Source organism: Sphaerisporangium sp. NPDC051017 (assembly GCF_040683095.1).
GTDB lineage: Bacteria > Actinomycetota > Actinomycetes > Streptosporangiales > Streptosporangiaceae > Sphaerisporangium.
Map to the genome: position 1 here is coordinate 109,887 of NZ_JBFBCI010000010.1, position 24,508 is coordinate 134,394.

Genomic DNA, 24,508 nt, shown 5'->3' on the forward strand with positions numbered 1-24,508 from the left:
TCCACAGCCCCCGGCGAAATCCAGGTGACGTGGGGCCGCCATAAGGGCCGCGGCGCGCCGAGTCGCAGGAAGAGGCCCCTGTCGCCAGGGGGTCGCCAGAGTGGGGACGCGACTGTGCCCATTGCCGAGCCTCCGGCTCGGCAATTCAGGGCGCCCCTTTAGGCGGCGTTCTTCCGCCCTCAGGCACAAGGGACCGTTCCTCACCCTTGCACCCGAGAACTCCAGAACACCGCCGCGCCCCGAACGGTGCCTATTGCCGCGCCTTCGGCACGGCGGGTTCGGGGCACACTTCAGGCGATGTTCTTCCGTCGTCACTCGGAAGGGCTCGTCCCTCACCCTTCCTCCCTCCTCCTCCAGAACACCACCGCGCCCCGAACAGGTCAGCCCTTGGTGGCGGCGGCGCGGGAGGCGCTGACGATGCCGCGCCCGTAGAAGCCGTTCTTGGTGCGGGAGCCGGCGCAGACGTGCGTCTCCTCGCTGACGGAGTACTTCGTGGAGCCGGACGCGGGGCACGCCATCGGGGTGGCCGTGGCGTACAGCAGCCTCTCCACCGTGGCCGGGCTGAGGGCCAGGCCGCCCTTGCCGGGCTTGCCGAAGCGGCTGATCAGGATCGCGGCGACGCCGGTGGCATGCGGCGACGCCATCGAGGTGCCCGACAGGTACTGGTAGTAGGCGCACTTCCCGTTGTGGCAGTCGCGTACCACCTGCGAGCTCTTGGGCCTGCCCGAGGCGTCGATCAGGTTCTGCCTGCGCAGCGCCTTCTCGGGAGCCGCGGCGAGGATCTCACGGGCCGTGCCCTTCAGGGACGTGCCCTCGTCGGACGGGTCGCCGCCGGGGGCGGACAGGTCGGTCTGCTCCACGCCGTAGTCGGAGTACCAGGCCTTGCCGCCGCTCGGGCCGAGCGCGGAGATGGAGATGACACCGCGGGACTCGGCCGGGACGTTGATGCACGAGTTGTCGATCCTGCGCTCGCGCTCGCTGTTGAGGGGGTAGCCGGGGCTGTCCTTGTCCACGGTCGGGCGGCCGAGGTCGGTGGAACCGTTGCCGAGGGCGCTGATGAGCGTGACGCCGTGGCCGCGGGCGTAGTCGAGCGCGCGCTGGACGCCGGTGACGACGCCCTGCTGCTGGAGCTGCTCGGCCCGCGAGTCCGACGGGTTGTGCGCGCAGTTGAACGTCCAGGGGTCGACGAAGAAGCTCATGTTGACCACGTCGATGCCCGCGTCGCCCGCGTAGGTGAGCGCGTCCAGGACCGGCTTGAGGAAGAAGAAGCCCGAGTCCGTGCCGGCGCGGATGTTGACCAGCGACACGTCCGGCGCGACGCCCGCGACGCCGATGCCGTTGAGCGGCGAGCCGATCGTGCTGGCGACGTGGGTGCCGTGGCCGTCGTCGTCCACGTCGACCGGGTCCTTGCAGCCCTTGGCCTCGCACGGCCCGTCGAGCGTCTTGCCGTTGGGGTCGTTGGGACGGTCGGTGACGAAGTTGCGGCTGAGCGCCCGGTTGAAGTTCGGGGCGATGTCGGGATGCTTGCCGTCCACGCCGGTGTCGATGATGCCGACCAGGACCTTCTTGTTGCCGCGCGCCGTGGCGTAGGAGCCGGTGGCGGTGGCGCCGATCATCTTCATGTCCCACTGCCGGGACGAGAGCGGGTCCGCGCCGCCCTTGGCCGCGGCGCTCCCGGACGCCGTGCTCTCGGACGCCGTGCTCTCTGAGACGGTGCTCTCGGAAGCGCGCCGGACCGTGTCCGCCGCGCCGCGCGCGGACGTGGAGGTCAGGGCGGTGGCCGTGCCGATCCGGCGGTCGCTCGTCACGCCGACGACGGACGAGGAGGCGCCGAGCCGCGCGGCGAACGCGGTTCCCGCGCCCCGGGCGACGACGTAGCCGAGCTTGGCGTCCACCGCGCCCGCCGAGCCGCCCGCGGTCCTGATCGCGCCGAGCGCGTCGTCCCGGGCTCCGGGGGCGTAGAAGACCAGGAACTCGGACGTCGCCCCGGAGGCCGGCGCGGCGCCGGCGGGACCGGCACCCGTCAGGACAGAACCGGCGGCGAGCGCACCCACCGTGACCGAAACGACCGCGCCTTTCAGGCGTCCGTACCCCCGCACCATTGACCCTCTCCTCTTGCCTCACCTACGACGAGGCAGCATCTTTCAGTGGATCGAGGACCAAAGCAACTTGTGGACAGATTCCTCCGGCATACGATCCGATCTATACAGATGTAACTACAAGCTATATGAGACGCGCATAAAAACACATAAAGAGGACGGCGCTTCGGTGGGCGAAACGCCGTCCTCGCAGGTCACCTCACCGGCAGGTCCAGGGCCGCCGCAGCCGCGCCCCGGACCGTGCCGTCACACCGTGAGCCCTCAGAGCGTACCCCTCAGACCAGGGGGCGGGCCGTCGGCGGGATCGCCACGGGCAGGGCGGTGTGCCCGGTCAGGTAGCGGTCGACGGACGCGGCCGCCGAGCGGCCCTCCGCGATCGCCCAGACGATGAGCGACTGCCCCCGGCCCATGTCGCCGGCGACGAAGACGCCCTCGACGCCCGACATGTAGCCCTTGTCCCGCGCGACGTTGCCGCGGGCGTCGAAGAACGCCTCCGGCTCGTCCGCGAGCGCCGCGAGGTCGTCGAGCAGCGGGCCCTTCTCCGGCCCCACGAAGCCCATCGCCAGCGTGACCAGCTCGGCGGGGATCTCGCGCTCCGAGCCCGGGATGGGCTTGAAACCGCTCGCAGGGCCCTCGACGTCCACCAGGCGCAGCGCCTTCAGCCGGCCCCGCTCGTCGCCGACGAACTCGGTCGTGGACACCGCGTACACCCGCGCGCCGCCCTCGGCCTCGAGCTCCTCGTGCGCGCTCTCCACCTTGAACAGTATCGGGTAGGTCGGCCACGGCTGGGCGTCCGGCCGCTGGGCCGGCGGCATCGGCATGATCTCCAGCTGGGTGATGGAGGCCGCGCCCTGGCGCAGCGCCGTGCCGATGCAGTCGGCGCCGGTGTCGCCGCCGCCGATCACCACGACGTGCTTGCCCTCGGCGGAGATCGGGGACCGCGGGTAGTCGCCCTCCTGCGCCTTGTTGGCGGGCGGGAGGTACTCCATCGCCTGGTGCACGCCCGCGAGCTCGCGCCCCGCCACCGGCAGGTCGCGCCACGCCGTGGCACCGCCCGCCAGCACGATGGCGTCGAACTCCTCGCGCAGGCGCGCGACCGTGACGTCCACGCCGGCGTTGACCCCGGCGCGGAACTCGGTGCCCTCGGCGCGCATCTGCGCCAGGCGCCGGTCGACGTGGCGCTTCTCCATCTTGAACTCGGGGATGCCGTAGCGCAGCAGGCCGCCGATACGGTCGGCCCGCTCGAACACCACGACGTCGTGCCCGGCCCGGGTGAGCTGCTGGGCGGCCGCCAGGCCCGCGGGCCCGGAGCCGACCACGGCCACCCGCTTGCCGGTCTTGGACGTCGGCGGCCGCGGGGGCACCCAGCCCTCGGCGAAGGCGCGGTCGATGATCTCGACCTCGACGCGCTTGATCGCCACCGGGTCGGAGTTGATGCCGAGCACGCACGCCGCCTCGCACGGGGCGGGGCACAACCTACCGGTGAACTCCGGGAAGTTGTTGGTCGCGTGCAGCCGCTCGATCGCCTCGCGCCAGTCGTCGCGATAGACCAGGTCGTTCCACTCGGGGATGAGGTTCCCGAGCGGGCAGCCGTTGTGGCAGAACGGGATGCCACAGTCCATGCAGCGCGCGGCCTGCGTGGTGAGCGCGGGCTTGGGGAAGTCCTCGTAGACCTCGCGCCAGTCGCGGATGCGCACGTCGACCGGGCGGCGCGCCGGCAGCTCACGGGCGTGCGTCAGGAAACCCTTCGGGTCGGCCATTCGGTGAAACCCCCCTTTAACCGTGCACGGCGGCCATGACCGCCTCGTCGATGTCCCGGCCCTCGGCCCGCGCGGTCTCGGCGGCCTTGAGCACCCTCTTGTAGTCGATCGGCATGATCTTGCCGAAGCGGGTAAGCGTGCCGTCCCAGTCGTCCAGCAGCGCCTTGGCGACGGTGGAGCCCGTCTCGGCCAGGTGGCGCTCGACGATCTCGCGCAGGAACTCCGAGTCGGACTCGGTGAGCTGCTCGATCTCGACCATCTCGCGGTTGACCCGCGCCTGGTTCAGGTCCAGCACGTAGGCGATTCCGCCCGACATGCCCGCCGCGAAGTTGCGGCCGGTCGGGCCGAGCACGACCGCGCGTCCGCCGGTCATGTACTCGCAGCCGTGGTCGCCCACGCCCTCGACGACGGCGGTCGCGCCGGAGTTGCGGACGCAGAACCGCTCGCCGGCCACGCCGCGGATGAACACCTCGCCGGAGGTCGCGCCGTACAGGCCGACGTTGCCGGCGATGACCTGCGTCTCGGCGCTGAACGGCGCGTCCGGGTGCGGCCGCACGGTGACACGCCCGCCCGACAGGCCCTTGGCCAGGTAGTCGTTGGCGTCGCCGGTCAGCCGCAGCGTAACGCCCTTCGGCACGAACGCGCCGAAGGAGTTGCCCGCCGAGCCGGTGAAGCTCACGTCGATCGTGTTGTCCGGCAGTCCCTCGCCGCCGTACCGCTTGGTCACCTGGTTGCCCAGCATGGTGCCGACCGTGCGGTTGACGTTGCGGATCGGCAGCTCCAGCGTCACCCGGTCGCCGTACTTCAGCGCGCCCTCGGCGAGCTGGATCAGCGTGTTGTCCAGCGCCTTGTCCAGGCCGTGGTCCTGCGGGACGGTGTGCCGCAGCGGCGTGCCCTCGGGAAGCGAGGGCACGTGCAGGATCGGGGACAGGTCCAGGCCCGCCGCCTTCCAGTGGTCCTCGGCGGCCGTGGTGTCCAGGAACTCGGCGTGGCCGACGGCCTCGTCGATCGAGCGGAACCCGAGCGCGGCGAGGTACTCGCGCACCTCCCGGGCGACGAACTCGAAGAAGTTGACCACGAACTCCGGCTTGCCGCTGAACCGCCTGCGCAGCTCGGGGTTCTGCGTCGCGACGCCCACCGGGCAGGTGTCCAGGTGGCAGACGCGCATCATGACGCAGCCGGACACCACCAGCGGCGCGGTCGCGAAGCCGAACTCCTCGGCCCCGAGCAGCGCGGCGACGATGACGTCCCTGCCGGTCTTGAGCTGGCCGTCGGCCTGGACGACGATGCGGTCGCGCAGGCCGTTGAGCAGCAGGGTCTGCTGGGTCTCGGCCAGGCCGAGCTCCCAGGGCGCGCCCGCGTGCTTGATCGAGGTCAGCGGCGAGGCGCCGGTGCCGCCGTCGTGGCCGGAGATGAGCACGACGTCGGCGTGGGCCTTGCTGACGCCCGCCGCGACCGTGCCGACCCCGACCTCGGCGACCAGCTTGACGTGGACGCGCGCCTCGGGGTTGGAGTTCTTCAGGTCGTGGATGAGCTGGGCGAGGTCCTCGATCGAGTAGATGTCGTGGTGCGGCGGCGGCGAGATGAGGCCGACGCCGGGCGTGGAGTGCCGGGTCTTGGCGATCCACGGGTACACCTTGTGGCCGGGAAGCTGGCCGCCCTCGCCCGGCTTGGCGCCCTGCGCCATCTTGATCTGCAGGTCAGCGGCGTTGACCAGGTACTCGCTGGTGACGCCGAAGCGGCCGGAGGCCACCTGCTTGATCGCGCTGCGGCGCACGGGGTCGTGCAGGCGCTCGGGGTCCTCGCCGCCCTCGCCGGTGTTGGACTTGGCGCCCAGCCGGTTCATGGCGATCGCGATGGTCTCGTGCGCCTCCCGCGAGATCGACCCGTAGGACATCGCGCCGGTGGAGAACCGCTTGACGATGCTCTCGACCGGCTCGACCTCATCGATCGGCACGGCCGGGCGCAGGCCCTCGCGCAGCTTGAACAGGCCGCGCAGCGTCATGAGCTTCTCGGCCTGGCCGTCCACCAGGTCGGTGTACTGCTTGAAGATCTCGTAGCGGCGGGCGCGGGTGGCGTGCTGGAGGCGGAAGACCGTCTCCGGGCTGAACAGGTGCGGCTCGCCCTCGCGGCGCCACTGGTACTCGCCGCCGACCTCCAGCCGGCGGTGGGCGTTCTCGGCGCGCGGGTAGGCGCGCCGGTGGCGCAGCGCGGTCTCCCCGGCGAGCACGTCGAAGCCGACGCCGCCCAGGCGCGAGGTGGTGCCCGCGAAGCAGGCGTCCACGACGTCCTGGCCGAGGCCGAGCGCCTCGAAGATCTGCGCGCCGGTGTAGGACGCGACCGTGGACACGCCCATCTTGGACATGATCTTCAGGACGCCCTTGCCGTACGCCTTGATCAGGTTGCGGACGGCCGCGCGCGGGTCGAGCGCGAGCGTCCCGGAGGCGATCATGTCCTCGACGGTCTCGATCGCGAGGTACGGGTTCACCGCGGAGGCGCCGTAGCCGATCAGCAGTGCCATGTGGTGGCACTCGCGGGCCTCGCCGGTCTCGACGACCAGGCCGACGCGCGTCCGCGACTTCTCGTGGATCAGGTGGTGGTGCACCGCGCCGGTCAGCATCAGCGACGGGATCGGCGCCATACGGGCATCGGAGCCGCGGTCGGACAGCACGATGATGCGGGCCCCGCCCGCGATGGCCTCGGAGACCTCGGCGCAGATCTCCTCCAGGCGGTGCAGCAGCCCCTCGCCGCCGCCGGACACCTCGAACAGGCCGGAGACGACGTGCGGCTGGAAGCCCGGCAGCGCGCCCTCGTCGTTGATGTGGATGATCTTCGCGAGCTCGTCGTTGTCGATCACCGGGTACGGCAGCACGAGCCTGCGGCAGGACGCCGGGCCCGGCGCGAGCAGGTTGCCCTCGGGGCCGATCGTCGTCTGCAGCGAGGTGACCAGCTCTTCGCGGATCGCGTCGAGCGGCGGGTTGGTGACCTGGGCGAACAGCTGGCTGAAGTAGTCGAACAGCAGCCTCGGCTTCTCGCTCAGCACCGCGACCGGCGAGTCGGTGCCCATCGAGCCGATCGGCTCGGCGCCCGTCTTCGCCATCGGCGCCAGGATGATCCGCAGCTCCTCCTCGGTGTACCCGAAGGTCTGCTGGCGCTTCACCAGGGCCTCGTGGGTGACGATCGGGCGCTGGCGCTCGGGCAGCTCCTCGAACCGGACGAGCCCGGCGTGCAGCCAGTCGGCGTACGGCTCGGCGGCGGCCAGCTCGGCCTTGATCTCGTCATCCTCGATGATCTTGCCGAGGGAGGTGTCGACGAGGAACATCTTGCCGGGCTGCAGGCGGCCCTTGCGCACCACCTTGGACGCCTCGATGTCCAGCACGCCGGCCTCGGAGGCGAGCACCACCAGGCCGTCCTCGGTCACCCAGTAGCGTCCCGGGCGCAGGCCGTTGCGGTCGAGCACCGCGCCGACCAGGGTGCCGTCGCTGAAGGTGATCGAGGCCGGGCCGTCCCACGCCTCCATCGAGGTGGAGTGGTACTCGTAGAACGCGCGCCGCGCCGGGTCCATCTCCGCGTGGTTCTCCCACGCCTCGGGGATCATCATCAGCACGGCGTGCGGCAGGCTCCGGCCGCCGAGGTGCAGCAGTTCGAGGCACTCGTCGAAGGATGCCGTGTCCGAGCCGTCCGGGTCGCAGATCGGGAACAGCCGCGCGGGGTCGCCGGGGATCAGCTCGCTGTTCAGCATCGCCTCACGGGCCCGCATCCAGTTGCGGTTGCCCTTGACGGTGTTGATCTCACCGTTGTGCGCGACGTACCGGTACGGGTGCGCCAGCGGCCACGACGGGAACGTGTTGGTGGAGAACCGCGAGTGCACCAGCGCGATCGCGCTCTCGAACCGCTCGTCGGTCAGGTCCGGGAAGAACTCCCCGAGCTGAGGGGTCGTCAGCATGCCCTTGTAGACGATCGTCCGTGAGGACAGCGAGGGGAAGTAGACGTCCACCTCGTGCTCGGCCCGCTTGCGCAGGCAGAAGGCCAGCCGGTCGAGCTCCAGGCCGGTCTCGCCGCCCGGCGAGGACACGAAGAGCTGCAGGAACGCGGGCATGACGGCGCGGGCGCTCGGGCCCGGGTGGGAGGCGTCGACGGGCAGCTCACGCCACCCGAGGACCGTCAGGCCCTCCTCGGCGGCGATCTCCTCGATCATCCCGGTGGCGATCGCGCGGGCCTGCGCGTCCACCGGCAGGAACGCGATGCCCGCGGCGTAGGAGCCGGCCGGGGGAAGGGGGAAGTCCACAGAAACGCGGAGGAACGCGTCGGGCAACTGCGTCAGGATGCCGGCACCGTCCCCGGTGTCCGGTTCACTACCCTTGGCTCCTCGGTGATCGAGATTGCGCAGTGCCGTCAGGGCCTTCGCGACGATGTCGTGCGTGCGGCGGCCGTGGACATCGGCCACCATGGCGACACCACAGGCGTCATGCTCATGCGAAGGGTGGTACAGGCCCTGGGGCTCGGGGAAACCGAGGCGGGCAGCAGGCATTGAATCCCTCCCGTCGTCTTCGTCTGCTTCGTCTGAATTGGCGAGTGCAGGCAAGAGGGACGACGTTGGCCCTGCTGCAGTTAGGTGTGTAGAGACTACCTCACCCTGCCGGAATGGTGCCCGCCAGGTGGGAATCGCGAACATTCACCATCGGAGTGCCCACATCTGGGTGTACACAGCCGTACGTCCCAGGCCGCGAACACTTGAACGGCTCATGCCAGGTCGTTATTCCAGATCGACACGTACTCAAACACTCCGGAGTCGGTCAGGAACCGGTCAAATTCGCCGGGCGCGCGCTCAGCCCGCCGCCAGGACCCGTGCCTGCGCGAACGCGCCGAGCCCGTCCAGCGCGAGCTGCGGGAAGGTGAGATCGTCGCCGGCGACGTCCCCGACCGGGCCGACCCAGTTGACGACCACGAAATGGCCGAGAGCACGGACCTCCGCGCGGCTGCGCGCGGCGTCGAACGCCTGCTGACCGGGCGCGAGGCGCAGGAAGCCGCCGCCGCGCCGGGGGTCGAGCGCCGCCACGAGCCGGTCGGCGGAGGCGCCGTCGGCCATGTCGAACACGGCGTACTGGCCGGACACGCCGCCGCCGGAGGCCGCGAAGCCGGCGCGCGCCACCCGGGCGCACCCCGAGGCCGCGGCCTTCACCGCGCTCCCCCACAGCGCCTCGGCGCAGTCGTCCGAGACCGCGACCTCGCGGCGTTCCATGGTCACGCCCTGCGCGGCCGGGCTCGGCGAGGCCCCGAAGACCTCCTGGCCGGTCAGCGGGCGCGGGTCCAGGCGGCGGGTCGCGATGGGCGCGTACAACGCGGACGTCGGCTCGCCCCGGAAGAACGCGGGGCTCGGGCCCGTCTCCGGCCGCGTGGCCACGTAGAGGCCCACGCCCGCGGCGGCGAGCACGCCGGCGACCGCGACGACGATCAGCGTACGGCTTGGCACGGCAGCCGACCCTATCCGGCCGGGAGCGGCGGCGGCCCGCCGACGGAGACGACGCGGCGGTAGATGGCCTTCTCGGCCCCCCGGGCGGCGAGGGTCAGCGACACGAAATCGTCCTTCGGCCCCGGATCGCGGCCGTCGACCCGGCCGACCCAGACGAACCCGGCGTAGTGCCCCATGGCGTGCCCGCTGCCCTCGGTGTACCCGTCGCCGGAGAACACCGCCGTCTTGGACTCCAGCGGACGCACCCACCCGCCGCCGCGGTACAGCGTCGACATGGCCTGCACGAACCCGTCGGCGGCCTCCGAGCTCGCCAGGTTGAACAGGGTGTACTGGGCGACGTACCGGCGGTCGGCGCTGAGGTAGACGCCGCGGACGGCCTGGGTGCAGCCGGCCTTCCCCAGCTCGGCCAGCACGCTGCCGCCCCAGACGACCGGCGCGCAGGCGTCGTCCAGGCGGTGGTCCAGCAGACGCAGCGTCAGCGCGCCGCTCTTCAGCGTCTTGGCCCCGAAGACCTCCTCGGCCTTCAGTGGAGACGCGTCGGCCTCGCGGCCGCCGATGGGGGCGAACAGCTTGGGCGAGGCCCACGCCTGGTAATCGTCCGGATGGGGAAGTCCGATCAAGTCGCCCGAGCTCGGCTCGGGCGACTGATCGCGGATGCCCAGCGTGCTGACCACGAGCGTCAGCCCGAACCCGCCCACGAGCACGGCGAGCACCGTGCCGACGGCGATCAGCACGCGCTGCTGCCGCTGCGTCAGCCCGCGCTCGGCCAGGGCCGGGACCTCGAACGAGGAGCGGCGTCTCTTGCTGCGGGCACTCACAGGCGGCCGGCTCCCCCCGAGGAGCGGCCTGGAGTCATCGCGAATTCGCCTCCGAGTCCGACGCCGCGGACGCCGGGCCGACCTCGGCCTTGGCGGCGGGCCCGGCCTCCGGGGACGTGTCCTTCGCCTCGCCGGGCTCGGCGCCCGTGCTCTTCCCGGCGTCGCCGTCGGCCTCCGGCGGGGACGGATCGCGGGCGATCTCCTGCGCGTCGGCCTGGCCGGCGTCGTGCGACGGGTCGGCCGCGGCCGTCTCGTGCGCGTCGGCCTGGTCCGCGCCGTGCGCAGGATCGGCGGACAGGAGGTCGCCGGAGTGCGGGACCACGATCTCTTCGGTGGTCTTGTCCCTGGTCAGCCAGAAGTAGAGCAGCGCGCCGGCGAACAGCAGCAGGGCGGTCCACTGGTTGAGCCGCATGCCGAGGACGTGGTGCGCGGGGTCGACCCGGAGGCCCTCGACCCAGAACCGGCCGAAGGTGTAGCCCGCGACGTACAGCGCGAACAGCCGGCCGTGCCGCAGCGTGAACCGCCGGCCCAGCAGGACCAGCGCGCCCGCGAGGATCAGATTCCACAGCGACTCGTACAGGAACGTCGGGTGGTAGGTGGACACGCCCGCGACCGTGCCGTCGCGGCCCGGGTCGATCTCCAGGCCCCACGGCAGGTCGGTGGGACCGCCGAACAGCTCCTGGTTGAAGTAGTTGCCCCAGCGGCCGATGGCCTGCGCCACCGCGATGCCGGGGGCGCAGACGTCGGCGACCGCCGACAGCGAGATGCCTCGCCTACGGCAGGCGATCCACACGCCGACGGCGCCGAGCGCGATGGCGCCCCAGATGCCGAGGCCGCCGTGCCAGATGTACAGGACGTCGATGGGCCGGTTGGGCGCGTCCGCACCGAAGTACAACTGCCAGTCGGTGATGACGTGGTACAACCGGCCGCCGACCAGGCCGAACGGAACGGCCCAGACGGCGAGGTCGGTGATCGTGCCAGGCTCGCCGCCGCGGGCACGCCAGCGGCGCTCGCCGATCCAGACGGCGGCGATGACGCCGAGCACGATGCAGAAAGCGTAGGCCCGCAGAGGGATCGGTCCGAGGTACCAGACCCCTTCGGGCGGGCTGGGAATGGAGGCCAGGGGCATGTCAGGTGACGTTACCGGTTTCGTGCCTACTTCGCGGCATCAAGAATGGCCTGGCGAAGTGAAGCGGGGCTGAACGAGACGTTGTTGTCGACGACCTTGCCGTCGAGCCGCAGCGTGGGCGTGCCCTCCGGGACGAGCTTCGCGTCCAGGATCTGCTTGCTGTAGGCGGCCTGGGCCTCGGTGTTCTTCTGGCTGCGCACGCAGGACTCGAAGCCCGGGTCGGTGACCCCGGCCTCCTTGCCCCACTTCACCAGGTCGTCGAGCGAGAACCCGGACTTCGTCTCCGGCGGCTGCTCCTTGAAGAGGCGGTCGTGGAAGGCGATCCACTGGTCGCCGTTCGTGATACAGCGCGCGGCCGAGGATGCGCGCATGGTGTTCCCGTGCGCGGGCTCCTGCTCGAAGATGTTGATCGGGTGGTAGACGACCTTGACCTGGCCCGCCGCCGCCATGTTCTTCACCGTGGCCGAACTGACCTGCTCGAACGCCTGGCAGGCCGGACACTGGAAGTCCTCGTAGATGTCCAGGACCGGCTTGGTGACGCCCGGCTTGGCCATGACGACCGAGCCGTCCGGCTGGATGGTGACCGGGGCGAGCGCGCCGGTGACGGTCTCCGACTTCCCGGACTGGACGTACCACCACCCGCCGCCGACGACGGCGAGCATCACGACCACCACGGCGGCGACGGTGGCGAGGCGGCGGCGCTGCTGCTGCCTGGCCTCCTGCTCGCGCTGCGTCTTGATCCGCTCGCGGGCGGAGACCTCCCGCGCGGCCTTACCCATTAGAACTCCTCCCTCGTTCCGGCCTCAGTCAGGCCGGGCTCAATCCGGGTTCTCCGCCCTCCGGCTCGTCGCCGCCCGTGTCCGGGACGATCCCGAGAGCCGAGTCGAGCGCGAACCGGCCCGGGGGCCGCCAGGCGATCCAGGCGCCGAGCAGGAACAGCCCGGCGTCACGGAGGATCTCCCACAGGTAGTTCGGATCCTGCGCGGCGCCGAGCTTCCCCCCGCCGCCGAAGCAGCCGCAGTCGATGCGCAGGCCCCGCGCCCACGCCGACGCGATGCCGACCACGAAGGCCAGCATGAGCAGCGCGGAGACGGCGCCCGCCCAGCGCGTGAGCAGACCGACTACCAGCAACACCCCGACGACGATCTCGATGATCGGCAGGCCGTAGCCCACCGCGGTCGCGACCGAATCCGGCAGGAGCTCGTACGCCTTCACCGCCTGGATGGACAGGGCGGGCGTGCCGATCTTGAGCCCCCCGGCGGCGATGAGCACGCCGGCGACCACCAGCCGGGCGACGGTCGTCACCCAGGGTACCGCCGGATGCACGTAAAGCGACCTCATCGGCGCGACCTCTCTGAACTCAGCGAATCAACGTCTGGTATGCCCCGGGTGAAGCCGGCCGGGGAACGGCGGGCATGACACGCCGCGGACCGGTCCGGTAACCGGCTTCACGCCGAAGGGTACCGGGCCACAAGCCCATCATGACGCCGATAAGAGCCCGGTAAGCGACGCCGGTGGCGTCGGGGCAGGGGACGTTGACCTCGGAAAACGACCAAAGAGGAAGAAGCGCGAAGATCAGGCGCGTACGCCCGCGGCGAGCTCGGCGGCGAGCTCGCGAACCGCCGACAGACCGGCGGCCTCGTCGGGGGCGTCGAGGAGGCGGCGGATGAACGCCGACCCGACGATGACGCCGTCGGCGTACCCGGCGACCTCGGCGGCCTGCGCCCCGGTGCCGACGCCGAGGCCCACGCACACGGGCAGGCCGGTGTGGGTGCGGGTGCGCTCGACCAGGCCCGCGGCGGCCACGCTCACGCTCGCACGCGCGCCTGTGACGCCCATCAGCGAGGCGGCGTAGACGAAGCCGGTGCAGCAGTCGGCCACGGCCTGGATGCGCTCGTCCGTGGAACTGGGGGCGACCAGGAAGACGGTGTCGATGCCGGCCTCGGCGCTGAAGCGGCGCCAGGGCCCGGCCTCCTCGGGCGTGAGGTCGGGGGTGATGGTGCCGACGCCGCCGGCGTTCGCGAGCTCACGGGCGAAGCGCTCGGCGCCGTAGCGGTCGATCGGGTTCCAGTAGGTCATGACCAGCACGGCGGCGCCGGTCTTGGCCACGCCCTCGACGGTGTGCATGACGTCGGCGATGCGGGTGCCGCCGGTGAGCGCGGTGTGGACGGCGGCCTGGATCGTGGGACCGTCCATGAGCGGGTCGGAGTAGGGCAGGCCGATCTCGATGACGTCGCAGCCGGCCTCCACCATCGCGGTCGCGGCGGCGATGGCGCCGTCCTTAGTGGGGAAGCCGGCCGGGAGGTACCCGACCAGGGCGGCCCGCCGGTCGGCCCGCGCCTTCTCGAACACCGTCTGAAGAGTCGTCATGTCAGAAGAGTCCCGCTCACAGGTTCTTGGGGCCTACAGGTTGAAGTACTTCATGGCGGTGCCCATGTCCTTGTCGCCTCGGCCCGAGAGGTTGACCAGGATGGTGGCCTCCGGGCCGAGCTCGCGGCCGAGCTTGAGCGCGCCCGCGAGCGCGTGCGCCGACTCGATCGCCGGGATGATGCCCTCGGTGCGGGCGAGCAGGGAGAAGGCCGCCATGGCCTCGTCGTCGGTGACGCCGTGGTAGGTGGCGCGGCCGGAGTCCTTCAGCCAGGCGTGCTCGGGGCCGACGCCGGGGTAGTCCAGGCCCGCGGAGATCGAGTGCGACTCGATGGTCTGGCCCTCGTCGTCCTGCAGGACGTAGGTGCGGGCGCCGTGCAGGACGCCGATCGAGCCCTCGGTGAGGGTGAGGGCGTGCTCGCCGGACGCCAGGCCGTGCCCGCCGGCCTCGTAGCCGTGCAGGGCGACGCCCGGGTCGCCGATGAAGGCGTGGAAGATTCCGATGGCGTTGGACCCGCCGCCCACGGCCGCCGCCACCGCGTCGGGGAGCCGGCCGGTGAGCTCCAGGACCTGGCGCCGGGCCTCGACGCCGATGATGCGGGCGAAGTCGCGGACGATCTCGGGGAACGGGTGGGGCCCGGCGACGGTGCCGAACAGGTAGTGCGTGTTGTCGACGTTGGTGACCCAGTCGCGGAAGGCCTCGTTGATGGCGTCCTTGAGCGTGCGGCTGCCGTTGGCGACGGGGACGACCCGGGCGCCGAGCAGCTTCATGCGGGCGACGTTGAGCGCCTGGCGCTCGCAGTCGACCTCGCCCATGTAGATGACGCATTCGAGGCCGAGCAGCGCGCAGGCGGTGGCGGTGGCGACGCCGTGCTGGCCGGCGCCGGTCTCGGCGATCACGCGGGTCTTGCCGAGGCGCCGGGTGAGCAGCGCCTGCCCGAGCACGTTGTTGATCTTGTGGGCACCGGTGTGCGTGAGGTCCTCGCGCTTGAGCAGGACGCGGGCGCCGCCGGCGGCCTCGCCGAACCTGCCGACCTCGGTGACGGCGGTGGGCCGCCCGGCGTAGGTGCGCAGCAGGTGGTCGAACTCGCGCAGGAAGGCGACGTCGGCCTTGGCGTCCTCGTAGGCCTTGGCGACCTCGTCCAGGGCGGGGATGAGCGCCTCGGGCACGAACCGGCCCCCGAACACCCCGAACCGGCCGCGGACATCGGGATCGTTACCGGCCGCGCCGTTGCCGGCGAGGTCGGCCGCGGTGATCAGGGTGCCCTCTGTGCTCACTGCTGCCTCTCGGGTGGATTGTCGAATCGCGATGCGGGGTGCGCGCCCGCGGTGACCAGGTCGACCACGGCGGCTCGCGGGTCCTTGCCGGTGACGAGGCTCTCGCCCACGAGGACGGCGTCGGCGCCGGCGCGGGCGTACGCCAGCAGGTCGTGCGGGCCGCGGACACCGGACTCGGCGATCTTGATCACGCCGTCCGGGATCTTGGGGGCCAGCCTGGCGAAGACGTCGCGGTCGACCTCCAGGGTCTTGAGGTCACGCGCGTTGACGCCGATGATGCGCGCACCGGCGTCCAGAGCCCGGTCGAGCTCCTCTTCAGTATGCACCTCGACGAGCGGCGCGAGACCGATCGACTCGGCTCGTTCGATCAATGAGACCAAAGCGTTCTGATCGAGGGCGGCCACGATGAGCAGCGCGAGGTCGGCGCCGTGGGCGCGCGCCTCCCAGAGCTGGTAGGAGGTGACCACGAAGTCCTTGCGGAGGATGGGGATGTCGACCGCGGCGCGGACCGCCGCGAGGTCCTCCAGGCTGCCGCCGAAGCGCCGCCGCTCGGTCAGCACGCTGATGACGTGGGCGCCGCCCGCCTCGTAGTCGCCGGCGAGTGCCGCGGGATCGGCGATGGCGGCCAGGGCGCCCTTGGAGGGGCTGGACCGCTTGACCTCAGCGATCACCGACACCTTGTCGCCGCCGAGCGCGGCGTAGGCGTCCTTGGCGGCGGGCGCGCGTTTGGCGCGCTCCTGTAGGTCGGCCAGCGACACGTCCTTCTGCCGATCGGCGAGGTCGGCCCGCACGCCGTCCAGGATCTCGTCGAGCACGCTCACTTGATCTCCTCGCTTGGCTCGCTCACCCGATCAGGGTCCCCTCCGGTCGACTGCGCCGCGGGCAGAGGAGGCCCGGCCCCGTGACCGGCCGATCGCGGCCGATCACCCCGGAGGCCGCCTTCCTCTCCCGACCTTGCCCTGCCGATGGTATCGGGCTTACCGCCGTCGGCTCGCCACAGGGTGGCGACTCTGAGGGCCTCGTGGCGCGGGGTCTGGGGCTCACGGCGCCAGGAACGCACCGAAGGGCAGGTTTCTCACGATCCAGTAGACGATGATGACCGCGAGGAAGGCCCAGATGTACACCGGCCGCGCGGCCCGGGTGCGCACCGGCCGTCCCTGGTAGGCGCGGACGGCCCACCGTCCCCACCAGAACAGCAGGAACGGGACGGTCAGCACGGCGAGCGGGTTGAGGCCGAGCGCCGCCGGCAGGTCGCCGTGCGCCAGGGCGTGGATGGCGCGCAGCGAGCCGCATCCCGGGCAGTACAGCCCGGTCACGAACAGGAACGGGCAGGTCGGGTAGTGGCCCGCCTCGTTCGGGTCCACCGCTCCTACGTAGGCGACGACCGCCCCCGTGAGCGCCGCGACGCCGAGGGGCGCGAGCAGGGCCCGCGCTCCACCGGCGCCGCGACGCCCGGCGTGCGCCTGCCGCACGGTCATCCTCCGTACTGGGCGTTCTGGACGGCCTGGAAGAAGCTCAGCCCGACCGTGAACGACAGGATCAGGTAGAGCACCCAGACGCCGAGGCCGACGAACAGCGAGATCATCCACCACTTCTTGGCCTGCGCGGAGGCCTCCAGCGCGCCCTGGTAGTCACCGGCCTCGAACTTGCCGTTGACCTTGCCCGCGAAGTAGATCGCGGGGAGGCTGAAGGGGCCGCAGCAGAACAGGGTGGTGAGGATCGCGGGCAGAAGGTGGTTGTTCGGCGGCTCGGCGGCGTACGGCTGCTGGCCGTACCCGCCGGGACCGTACCCGCCCGGGGGAGGGCCACCGTACCCGCCGCCCTGAGGAGGGCCGCCGTACCCCCCGGGAGGGGGAGCGTCGTAGCCGCCGCCCTGCTGGCCGTAACTCATCGATGGTCTCCTTGCTGACGCGGGCCGGGCCTGGTGGCCGGCCGTGCTGGCCGTTCCGGTGCCGATGAACGCGAACGGCCCCGCCGGCGGGAGCGGCGGGACGACCCGCCCGGGCACGGTCGGACGGCCGGGCGCGCGGCCCTCCCGTCATCCCCCGTGCGCCTGGTTCCGGCGCGGGCGCGGCCGCTTCCCCCGGGACCATCCGGCGGCCTGCCGCGGCCCGTGCCCCCACCCCCTGGGAGCCGTTCGGCGCGCATCGTGCGGCGGCAGCTTAGCGACGTGGAGGGCGTTCTAGGAGCGAAGTCCAACTTTGTGGGCAGATCGTCACTAAAGTCGTCGATCTCGCCCGTCTGCGTCGCCCTCGGTCGGGTCGACGCCGCGGTCGAGCGCGTCCCACAGCGACCGCTCGGCCGGCCGCCCGGCGCGGCCCTCGCTCGCGGGGGCGGAACCGCCGGAGCCGCGCCCCGGCCGGTCGTAGCGCTCCGACATGCCGGGCCAGCGCGCCCCCCGCGCGACGGCGAGGACGCCCGCCACCAGCAGCAGGACTCCCCCGGCCACCGCCGCCGCGGGCCACGCCCAGGTGTGCGCGACGGCGGCGGTGTCCGCGCCGGTCACCGTGGTGCGCTCCTCGGCCAGCGAGATCAGCCGCGGGGAGGACGCCACCCCGCCCGCGACCGCCCCGGCCAGGGCCAGGCCGATCAGCCCGAGGACGGCGCCCACCAGCCCACGCCACACCCCCCGGGTCGCGAGCACGGCGACCACCGCGGCCAGCGCGGCGAGGGCCAGCGGGCTCAGCACGGGGACGATCTCGCCGCCGGTGAGCGGCACGGGCGCCGCGCGGGCAACCCCGGCGCCACCACCGAGGGCGACCGTGGCCCAGGTGCGCCCGGAGGAGGCCAGCGCGAGGACGGCCCCGGCCACGCCGAGCGCCAGCCAGGCGAGCAGCCCGCGCCGGGACCGGCCCTCCGGGGACGCCTCGGGGACGCGGGTGGCGGTCATCTCGCCCCGCCCACGGCCGTCCCCTGGCCCGTGCTCATGAGGAGACCGGCAGGACGTCGGCGTCGAAGCAGGTGCGGTCGCCGGTGTGGCAGGCCGCGCCGACCTGGTCGACCTTGAGCAGGATCGTGTCGCCGTCGCAGTCGAGCGCGACGTGCCTGACCCACTGGACGTGACCGGAGGTCTCGCCCTTCACCCAGTAGGAGCGGCGGCTGCGCGACCAGTAGGTGGCGCGGCCGGTGGTCAGCGTGCGGTGCAGCGCCTCGTCGTCCATCCAGGCCAGCATGAGCACCTCGCCGGTGTCGTGCTGCTGGACGACCGCGGGCACCAGGCCGCCGGGATCGCGCTTGAGACGGTCCGCGATCTTCGGATCAAGAGGCATGGTGCAATTCTGCCGCAACCAGCCGCAGGGGCAGGTCACCGCACGGATACGCGCGGAAACCAGCCTCGCCGCGGTACACCGAACCGGCCGGCCACCGGGCCGTGCTGGACGCCACGACACGCCCGGAGGCGTTGACCAGCAGCGGCGGCGCTGATCGTGCTCTCGGTGGTCCCGATCTGTCTGGCGCAGCGTCTCTCGGGCACCGCGAGCACCCACTGACCTCAGCCGCTCCAAGCAACATCGCGCAACATATGGGGATAAGAGGAAAACCTCACGCTACGGTCTGGATTGTCAGCTAACACACGCATCCCAAGAGGTGCCCCTATGCCCTCACCGCGCATAACGGAGGCGAAAGGAATACTCGCCGCGCGACTCCGCGAGATACGCAACGAAGCCAGCCTGACCGGACGGACGCTGGCGTCCCAGGCGGGCTGGCACTACTCCAAGGTGTCCAAGATCGAGCACGCGGCGCAGATGCCGAACGAGAACGACATCCGGTTGTGGTGCCGGGTCTGCGACGCCGAGGAGTACGTCGTCGACCTCATCGCGGCCGTCCGCAACATCGACTCCATGTACACCGAGTGGCGGCGGCTCGAGGCCACCGGGCTGCGGCACGTCCAGGAGTCGTTCCAGCCGCTCTACCGCGAGACCCAGCAGTTCCGGGTGTTCCAGCACTCCGCGGTGCCGGGCCTGCTCCAGACCCCCGGGTACGCCCGCGCCCACCTGCGTACCGTCATCGAGTTCCGCGGCATCCCCGACGACCTGGAGGAGGCCGTCGGCGTCCGCCTGCGGCACCAGGAGGTGCTCACCGCGGGCGGCAAGCGGTTCATGTTCATCGTCGGGGAGCAGGCGCTGCGCACGCCGGTGTGCGGCCCCGAGGAGATGGCCGCGCAGCTCGCGCGCCTGGCGGACCTGACGATCAACATGCCGCAACTCAGCTTCGGCGTGATTCCGGCACGCGGCCGTCCGTCCTTGATGCCGCCCGAAAATTTCTGGATATATGACGATAATCAGGTGCGCGTCGATGCCATCCCCGGCCAGTTCCGGATCAAAACCCCCACCGACGTGGCGCTGTACGAACGCGCCTTCGCGACCCTCGCCGAGGCCGCCGTCTATGGTCAGGCGGCCCGCGACCTGATCAACGCGGTGGCGGGTGAATTGAGAGAAACATGAAGCAACATCGTTGATCTCGCGCGCGCCCGGAGCCTAGCCTCGCATCGAACTCCGTTCCGAACTCTGGACGACCTCAGTCGCGGCGCGGGACTCCCGGCCCGCATCGCACACCCCTCAAGGACGAGCCAGGCGCGGATCGCCGTGCCGGTGAGGAGTCACCTCGTGCCCGCCCTCCACGTCGAAGCGGCCGCGCTGGTCTGCAGGCGTCCCTCGGCGGACGTCCGGCGAATCGCCGAGGAGCTCCAGGCGTCGCTCGCCCGCCATGAGATCCCCGCCTACATCTACTACCTGGAGGACGGCCAGGCCGCCGTCTCCCTGTGGCAGGGGCTGCTCGCCCGGATCGACGGCCGCATCATCTGGTGGACGAGCCCGCATCCGAGCCGCAGGGGCGGCGCCCTGCGGACCTTCGCGGTCTCCCCCGCCACCGCGGCCGCCCGGCTGGCGGACCACTACGCGACGCTGCGCGAGAAGTACGTCCCCCGGCTCTACGCCCACCCCGAGTGACAGTAGGGAGTCCCTCATGACGAGCATCGGCGAGGTCGCCGGCGCCGCCACGGCCGTCACGGCCGTCGCGCACCTGCAGGCGCTCGGCGACTCGCTCCAGGCCCGCGGCCTGCACGCGCGTGTCGGAGAGACCAGCGGGGGCATCCCGCAGCTGATCGTGGTCAGCACGGCGGTCCCGACGCTGTCGGAGGTCGTGTTCGCCGCCCAGGGCGAGGGCACCTGGTGGTTCTGGTGGCCGTGGGCCGAGCGCATCGCCCCGGTCCATGAGCTGCCCACCGCGGTCGCGCGCGTCTGCGGGGTGCTCACCCCGCCGCGGGGCTGACGGGTCGGGCGCCGGCATGGCGCCCGTTTTCGTGTGAATAAAACCTACTAAACAAGTAGGTCTTGACGGGAAATCCTCCTCTGTGCTGGAGTGGAGCACGCGCGCCCCTCGTACGTCCACGGCCGGCCCGGCCAGAAAGGTTTCCACCATGCCCGTCGAGTTTCTCGGAATCGGTGGCACGCACGACGGATCGGAGACCACACACCGATCCGGCCCGTCCTTCGACAAGCAGTACACGCTCAGGCTCGCCCGCGCCCACCAGGAGTACGGGTGGGACCGGGTGCTGTTCGCCTACGGGTCCGGCGCGCCCGATCCCGCCCAGGCCGCCGCGTACGTCGCGAGCCGCGTCGAAGACCTGCAGATCCTGCTCGCCCACCGACCCAACGTCTCTTACCCGACCTTCGCCCTGAAGACCTTCGCCACCCTCGACCAGATCAGCGACGGCCGCCTGACCGTGCACTTCATCACCGGCGGCACCGACCACGAGCAGCAACGCGAGGGCGACTTCCTCACCAAGGACGAGCGGTACTCCCGGACCCGCGAGTACATCCAGATCGTCAAGAAGGGCTGGACCTCGCACACGCCCTTCGACCACGAGGGCGAGCACTACCGCTTCAACGACTTCGTCTCCGACGTCTTCCCCGCCCAGCGGCCGAGGCCCCGGGTGTCGTTCGGCGGCTCCTCCCCCGCCGCGTACCGGGCGGGCGGCGCCGAGGCGGACATCTTCTGCCTGTGGGGCGAGCCGCTGGCCCAGACCGCCGAGCAGATCGAGTCGGTGAAGCGGGCCGCCAAGGACGCCGGCCGCGAGGACGTGCCGAGGATCCAGGTCGCCTTCCGTCCCATCATCGCCCCGACCGAGGAGCTGGCCTGGGAGAAGGCGTACCGCACGCTGTCCCTGATCAAGGCGCGCCGGCAGAACGGCACGATCGTCCGGGGCAACCATCCCGGGCACGCGCCGGAGAACACCGGATCGCAACGCCTGATCGCCATCGCCGAGCAGGGCGAGCGCTTCGACCGCGCCCTGTGGACGCCCACCGCCGCCGCCACCGGGGGCGCGGGCAACTCGAACGCCCTGGTGGGCACCCCGGAGACGGTCGCCCAGGCGCTGCTGGACTACTACGACCTCGGGGTGGAGATCCTCTCCGCGCGCGGGTACGACCTGCTCGACGACGCCATCGACTTCGGGCGGCACGTCATCCCCCTGGTGCGCGAGGAGGTCGCCAAGCGCGAGGCCGCCGAGGAAGAGCGGCGGCGCGCGGCCACCCCGCCCGGCGCCCGGTCCGCCGGCCTGTCCGCCGTCTGAGAGCGAGCCGCGTTCCCCATGTCCGTACCCCCGAAGACCGCGCCGTCCGGCACCGCGCCAACCAACACAGCGCTGTCCAACACAGCGCTGTCCAACACAGCGCCGTCCGGCACCGCGCCGTCCCCGTCCGCCTCCCCCGAGGCCGTGCCCCGCGATATCGTGCCGGCCGAAACCCCGCCCTCCGCGATCGCGCCGACCGAAACCCGGCGGGCCGAAACACCCACGACCGGAACGGATCCATCCGAAACCCCGTCGGCAGCCGCCCCCGAGGACACGCCGGGCGAGGCGCTGAAGGTCGTCACCGCCCGGCATCCCGGGCGCCTGGCGGGGGCGGCCGTCGTGCTGGTGCTGCTCGCCATGGCGGCCAGCGCCCTGATCACCAACACCGCGTGGGACTGGCCGGTCGTGGGCGAGTACCTGTTCGCGCCCTCCATCCTGCGGGCGGTGGCGTTCACGCTGCAGCTGACCGCGCTCGGCATCGTGCTCGGCTTCGTGATCGGCACGGTGGTCGCCCTCATGCGGCTGTCCACGAACCCGCTGCTCAGCTCAGTCGCCTGGGGCTACACGTGGCTGTTCCGCTCGGTGCCGCTGATCCTGCAGCTGCTGTTCTGGTACAACCTGGCGCTGCTGTACAAGCAGATCTCGTTCGGCGTGCCGTTCGGCCCGTCGTTCTTCTCGATCGGCACGATGGACCTGATCGGCCCGGTCACGGCGGCGGCCATCGGCCTCGCCCTCCACCAGGGCGCCTACGCCGCCGAGATCGTGCGAGCCGGGTTCCTGTCGGTGGACCACGGCCAGCTCGAGGCCGCCGCGGCGCTCGGCATCCCCCGCACGCGGCAGATCTTCAAGATCATATTGCCGCAGGCGATGCGGACGATCATCCCGACCGCGGGCAACGAGATCATCGGCCTGGTCAAGGGCACCTCGGTCGTGTACATCATGGCGCTGCCGGAGCTCTTCTACCAGGCGCAGGTCATCTACAACCGCAGCGGGCGCGTCATCGCGCTGCTGCTGGTCGCGGCGATCTGGTACCTCATCCTGACCACGGTGCTGTCGATCGCGCAGTACTACCTGGAGCGGCACTACGCCAAGGGTTCCAGCAGGCGCCTGCCCGAGACGCCGCTCGGACGCCTGCGCCGGGCGTTCGCCGAGCGCGCCGCCGCCCCCGCCGGCGAGACCTCGGGGAGGACGCCGTGACCCGGCCGATGGTGGAGCTGCGCGGCGTGCACAAGCGGTTCGGCACGCTGGAGGTCCTGCGCGACGTGAGCCTGCGGGTCGACCCCGGCGAGGTGACCGTGATCATGGGCCCCTCCGGCTCCGGCAAGTCCACCCTGCTGCGCAGCGTCAACCACCTGGAGAAGGTGGACCGCGGCTCGGTCCTCATCGACGGCGAGCTCGTCGGCTACCGCCGCGCCGGGAACCGCCTGCACGAGCTGCCCGAGCGGGAGATCCTGCGCAGGCGCGCGCGCATCGGCTTCGTGTTCCAGAACTTCAACCTGTTCCCGCACCTCACCGTCCGCCAGAACGTCACCGAGGCGCCGGTGTCGGCGCGGCGCCGTCCCCGGGCCGAGGTGGAGGAGCTGGCCACGCGGCTGCTCGACCGCGTGGGCCTGGCCGACAAGGCGGACGAGTACCCGCGCCGCCTGTCCGGGGGCCAGCAGCAGCGCGTGGCCATCGCGCGGGCGCTCGCCCTGGAGCCGAAGGTCGTGCTGTTCGACGAGCCGACCTCCGCGCTGGACCCCGAGCTGGTGGGCGAGGTGCTGGACGTCATGAAGGACCTCGCCCGCAGCGGCACGACCATGATCGTCGTCACCCACGAGGTCGGCTTCGCCCGCGAGGTCGCCGACACCGTCGTCTTCATGGACGCGGGCCGCGTCGTCGAGCAGGGGACTCCCGGCCAGGTGCTGGACGCCCCCCGGCACGAGCGCACCCGCGCCTTCCTGAGCAAAGTGCTCTGACCCCTATCAGTACCTTCGATAAAGGAACGAACGCAATGGCAACACTCCCCCGTGCGGTCCGTCATGCCCACCGCCGTGTGGCCGCGCTCGGCCTGCTCGCGCTGCTGGCCACGGCCTGCGGTCAGGGCTCGGCCACCGGCGGGGACGCCCCCGCCGCCGCCCCGGTCAACGCCTCCGACGCCGCGGCCACCGCCCCGCTGAAGATCAACACCAGCCCGGAGCAGAACCGCGTCCGGGCGGACAAGGCGGAGGACGTCGCCGCGAAGGTGCCCGAGGCCATCCGCGCCCGCGGCGAGCTGATCGTCGGGATCACCGGGGACGGCACCCCGCCGCTGTCCTTCCTCGCCGACGACGACAGCACCGTGATCGGCGTCGAGTCCGACATCGCCCAGCTCGTCGCCGACGTGCTCGGCCTGAAACTGCGGCTGGACCGCACCTCGTGGGAGAACCTCTTCCTCGCGGTGAAGTCGGGCAAGGACGACGTCGGGTTCTCCAACATCACGGTCACCGAGGAACGCAAGGACATCTACGACTTCGCGACCTACCGCGTCGACCAGCTCGCCTGGGAGGTCGCCAAGGACGGGAAGGTCACCAAGATCGCGCAGCCGTCGGACATCGCGGGGCTGAAGGTGTCGGTCGGCTCGGGCACCAACCAGGAGAAGATCCTGCTGGACTGGGACGAGCAGAACAAGAAGGCCGGTCTCGCCCCCATCGAGGTGCAGTACTACCAGCGGCCCGCCGACTACTACCTGGCCCTGAAGTCCGGCCGCATCGACGCCTACTTCGGCCCGAACCCGACCTCGGCATACCATGCGGCGGTGAGCGGGGACACCAAGATCGTCGGGACGCTGTCCGGCGCCGGCGAGTCCCTGCAGGGCCTCATCGCCGCCATGACCCAGAAGGGCAACGGGCTCGTCCAGCCCGTCTCCGAGGCGCTGAACACCGTGATCAAGAACGGGAAGTACGCCGAGGTGCTCAAGCGCTGGGGACTGTCGAACGAGGCCATCCCGACCTCGCAGGTCAACCCCCCGGGCCTGCCACGCCAGAGGAAGTGA

22 protein-coding genes are annotated in these 24,508 nt (G+C 71.5%); 7 read left to right on the top strand and 15 right to left on the bottom strand.

The window, feature by feature from the left end; translation table 11 throughout:
* Positions 1–380 precede the first annotated feature (380 nt).
* The 15 genes from AB0M95_RS11930 to hisI form a co-directional block, all read right to left on the bottom strand.
* Complete coding sequence (locus tag AB0M95_RS11930; RefSeq protein WP_363762425.1) at positions 381–2,102, bottom strand: S8 family serine peptidase; 1,722 nt, start codon at positions 2,100–2,102, stop codon at positions 381–383.
* A gap of 272 nt (positions 2,103–2,374) precedes the next feature.
* Entirely contained in the window at positions 2,375–3,859 is a 1,485-nt protein-coding gene (locus AB0M95_RS11935) for a glutamate synthase subunit beta (protein ID WP_363762428.1), read from the bottom strand.
* Positions 3,860–3,875: 16 nt separating this feature from the next.
* Positions 3,876–8,390 (bottom strand): glutamate synthase large subunit, encoded by a 4,515-nt coding sequence (gene gltB, locus AB0M95_RS11940; RefSeq protein WP_363762431.1) that lies wholly within the window; start codon positions 8,388–8,390, stop codon positions 3,876–3,878.
* A 297-nt stretch (positions 8,391–8,687) separates the two neighbouring features.
* The gene (locus tag AB0M95_RS11945; protein ID WP_363762434.1) at positions 8,688–9,332 is read right to left on the bottom strand and encodes a hypothetical protein; all 645 of its coding nucleotides are present in this window, start codon (positions 9,330–9,332) and stop codon (positions 8,688–8,690) included.
* An 11-nt stretch (positions 9,333–9,343) separates the two neighbouring features.
* Positions 9,344–10,150, bottom strand: a complete 807-nt coding sequence (locus AB0M95_RS11950) for a hypothetical protein (protein WP_363762437.1) — start codon at positions 10,148–10,150, stop codon at positions 9,344–9,346.
* A 34-nt stretch (positions 10,151–10,184) separates the two neighbouring features.
* Positions 10,185–11,279 carry a prolipoprotein diacylglyceryl transferase gene (gene lgt, locus AB0M95_RS11955; RefSeq protein WP_363762440.1) on the bottom strand — a complete coding sequence of 365 codons (1,095 nt, stop codon included), beginning with the start codon at positions 11,277–11,279 and terminating at the stop codon, positions 10,185–10,187.
* A gap of 26 nt (positions 11,280–11,305) precedes the next feature.
* Positions 11,306–12,058 carry a thioredoxin domain-containing protein gene (locus tag AB0M95_RS11960; RefSeq protein WP_363762443.1) on the bottom strand — a complete coding sequence of 251 codons (753 nt, stop codon included), beginning with the start codon at positions 12,056–12,058 and terminating at the stop codon, positions 11,306–11,308.
* Between the two features lie 28 nt (positions 12,059–12,086).
* Positions 12,087–12,620, bottom strand: a complete 534-nt coding sequence (locus AB0M95_RS11965; RefSeq protein ID WP_363762446.1) for a MauE/DoxX family redox-associated membrane protein — start codon at positions 12,618–12,620, stop codon at positions 12,087–12,089.
* Between the two features lie 234 nt (positions 12,621–12,854).
* On the bottom strand, positions 12,855–13,649 hold the full coding sequence (gene trpA / locus AB0M95_RS11970; protein ID WP_363762449.1) for a tryptophan synthase subunit alpha: 795 nt from the start codon (positions 13,647–13,649) through the stop codon (positions 12,855–12,857).
* 33 nt (positions 13,650–13,682) lie between these two features.
* Positions 13,683–14,903 carry a tryptophan synthase subunit beta gene (trpB, locus tag AB0M95_RS11975; RefSeq protein WP_363762573.1) on the bottom strand — a complete coding sequence of 407 codons (1,221 nt, stop codon included), beginning with the start codon at positions 14,901–14,903 and terminating at the stop codon, positions 13,683–13,685.
* 17 nt (positions 14,904–14,920) lie between these two features.
* On the bottom strand, positions 14,921–15,745 hold the full coding sequence (gene trpC, locus AB0M95_RS11980) for an indole-3-glycerol phosphate synthase TrpC (RefSeq protein WP_358513872.1): 825 nt from the start codon (positions 15,743–15,745) through the stop codon (positions 14,921–14,923).
* 219 nt (positions 15,746–15,964) lie between these two features.
* Entirely contained in the window at positions 15,965–16,402 is a 438-nt protein-coding gene (locus tag AB0M95_RS11985) for a DUF2752 domain-containing protein (protein WP_363762452.1), read from the bottom strand.
* Entirely contained in the window at positions 16,399–16,815 is a 417-nt protein-coding gene (locus tag AB0M95_RS11990) for a CD225/dispanin family protein (RefSeq protein WP_358513868.1), read from the bottom strand. The genes AB0M95_RS11985 and AB0M95_RS11990 overlap by 4 nt, the downstream gene beginning before the upstream one ends.
* A 327-nt stretch (positions 16,816–17,142) precedes the next feature.
* Positions 17,143–17,814 carry a TIGR02234 family membrane protein gene (locus tag AB0M95_RS11995; RefSeq protein ID WP_363762455.1) on the bottom strand — a complete coding sequence of 224 codons (672 nt, stop codon included), beginning with the start codon at positions 17,812–17,814 and terminating at the stop codon, positions 17,143–17,145.
* Positions 17,815–17,848: 34 nt separating this feature from the next.
* Positions 17,849–18,193, bottom strand: a complete 345-nt coding sequence (gene hisI / locus AB0M95_RS12000; protein ID WP_358513864.1) for a phosphoribosyl-AMP cyclohydrolase — start codon at positions 18,191–18,193, stop codon at positions 17,849–17,851.
* 324 nt (positions 18,194–18,517) lie between these two features.
* Here hisI and AB0M95_RS12005 point away from each other — a divergent pair, with 324 nt between their 5' ends.
* From AB0M95_RS12005 to AB0M95_RS12035, 7 genes are all read left to right on the top strand, one after another.
* Entirely contained in the window at positions 18,518–19,366 is an 849-nt protein-coding gene (locus AB0M95_RS12005) for a helix-turn-helix transcriptional regulator (protein ID WP_358513850.1), read from the top strand.
* Positions 19,367–19,528: 162 nt separating this feature from the next.
* Positions 19,529–19,870 (top strand): hypothetical protein, encoded by a 342-nt coding sequence (locus AB0M95_RS12010; RefSeq protein WP_358513848.1) that lies wholly within the window; start codon positions 19,529–19,531, stop codon positions 19,868–19,870.
* A 16-nt stretch (positions 19,871–19,886) separates the two neighbouring features.
* Positions 19,887–20,192: a hypothetical protein gene (locus tag AB0M95_RS12015; protein ID WP_363762460.1), complete on the top strand. Its 306-nt coding sequence runs from the start codon at positions 19,887–19,889 to the stop codon at positions 20,190–20,192.
* A gap of 148 nt (positions 20,193–20,340) precedes the next feature.
* The gene (locus AB0M95_RS12020; protein WP_363762462.1) at positions 20,341–21,495 is read left to right on the top strand and encodes an LLM class flavin-dependent oxidoreductase; all 1,155 of its coding nucleotides are present in this window, start codon (positions 20,341–20,343) and stop codon (positions 21,493–21,495) included.
* An 18-nt stretch (positions 21,496–21,513) separates the two neighbouring features.
* Positions 21,514–22,692, top strand: a complete 1,179-nt coding sequence (locus AB0M95_RS12025; RefSeq protein ID WP_363762465.1) for an ABC transporter permease subunit — start codon at positions 21,514–21,516, stop codon at positions 22,690–22,692.
* An 8-nt stretch (positions 22,693–22,700) separates the two neighbouring features.
* Entirely contained in the window at positions 22,701–23,453 is a 753-nt protein-coding gene (locus AB0M95_RS12030; RefSeq protein ID WP_358514234.1) for an amino acid ABC transporter ATP-binding protein, read from the top strand.
* 35 nt (positions 23,454–23,488) lie between these two features.
* Positions 23,489–24,508 (top strand): ABC transporter substrate-binding protein, encoded by a 1,020-nt coding sequence (locus AB0M95_RS12035; protein WP_363762468.1) that lies wholly within the window; start codon positions 23,489–23,491, stop codon positions 24,506–24,508.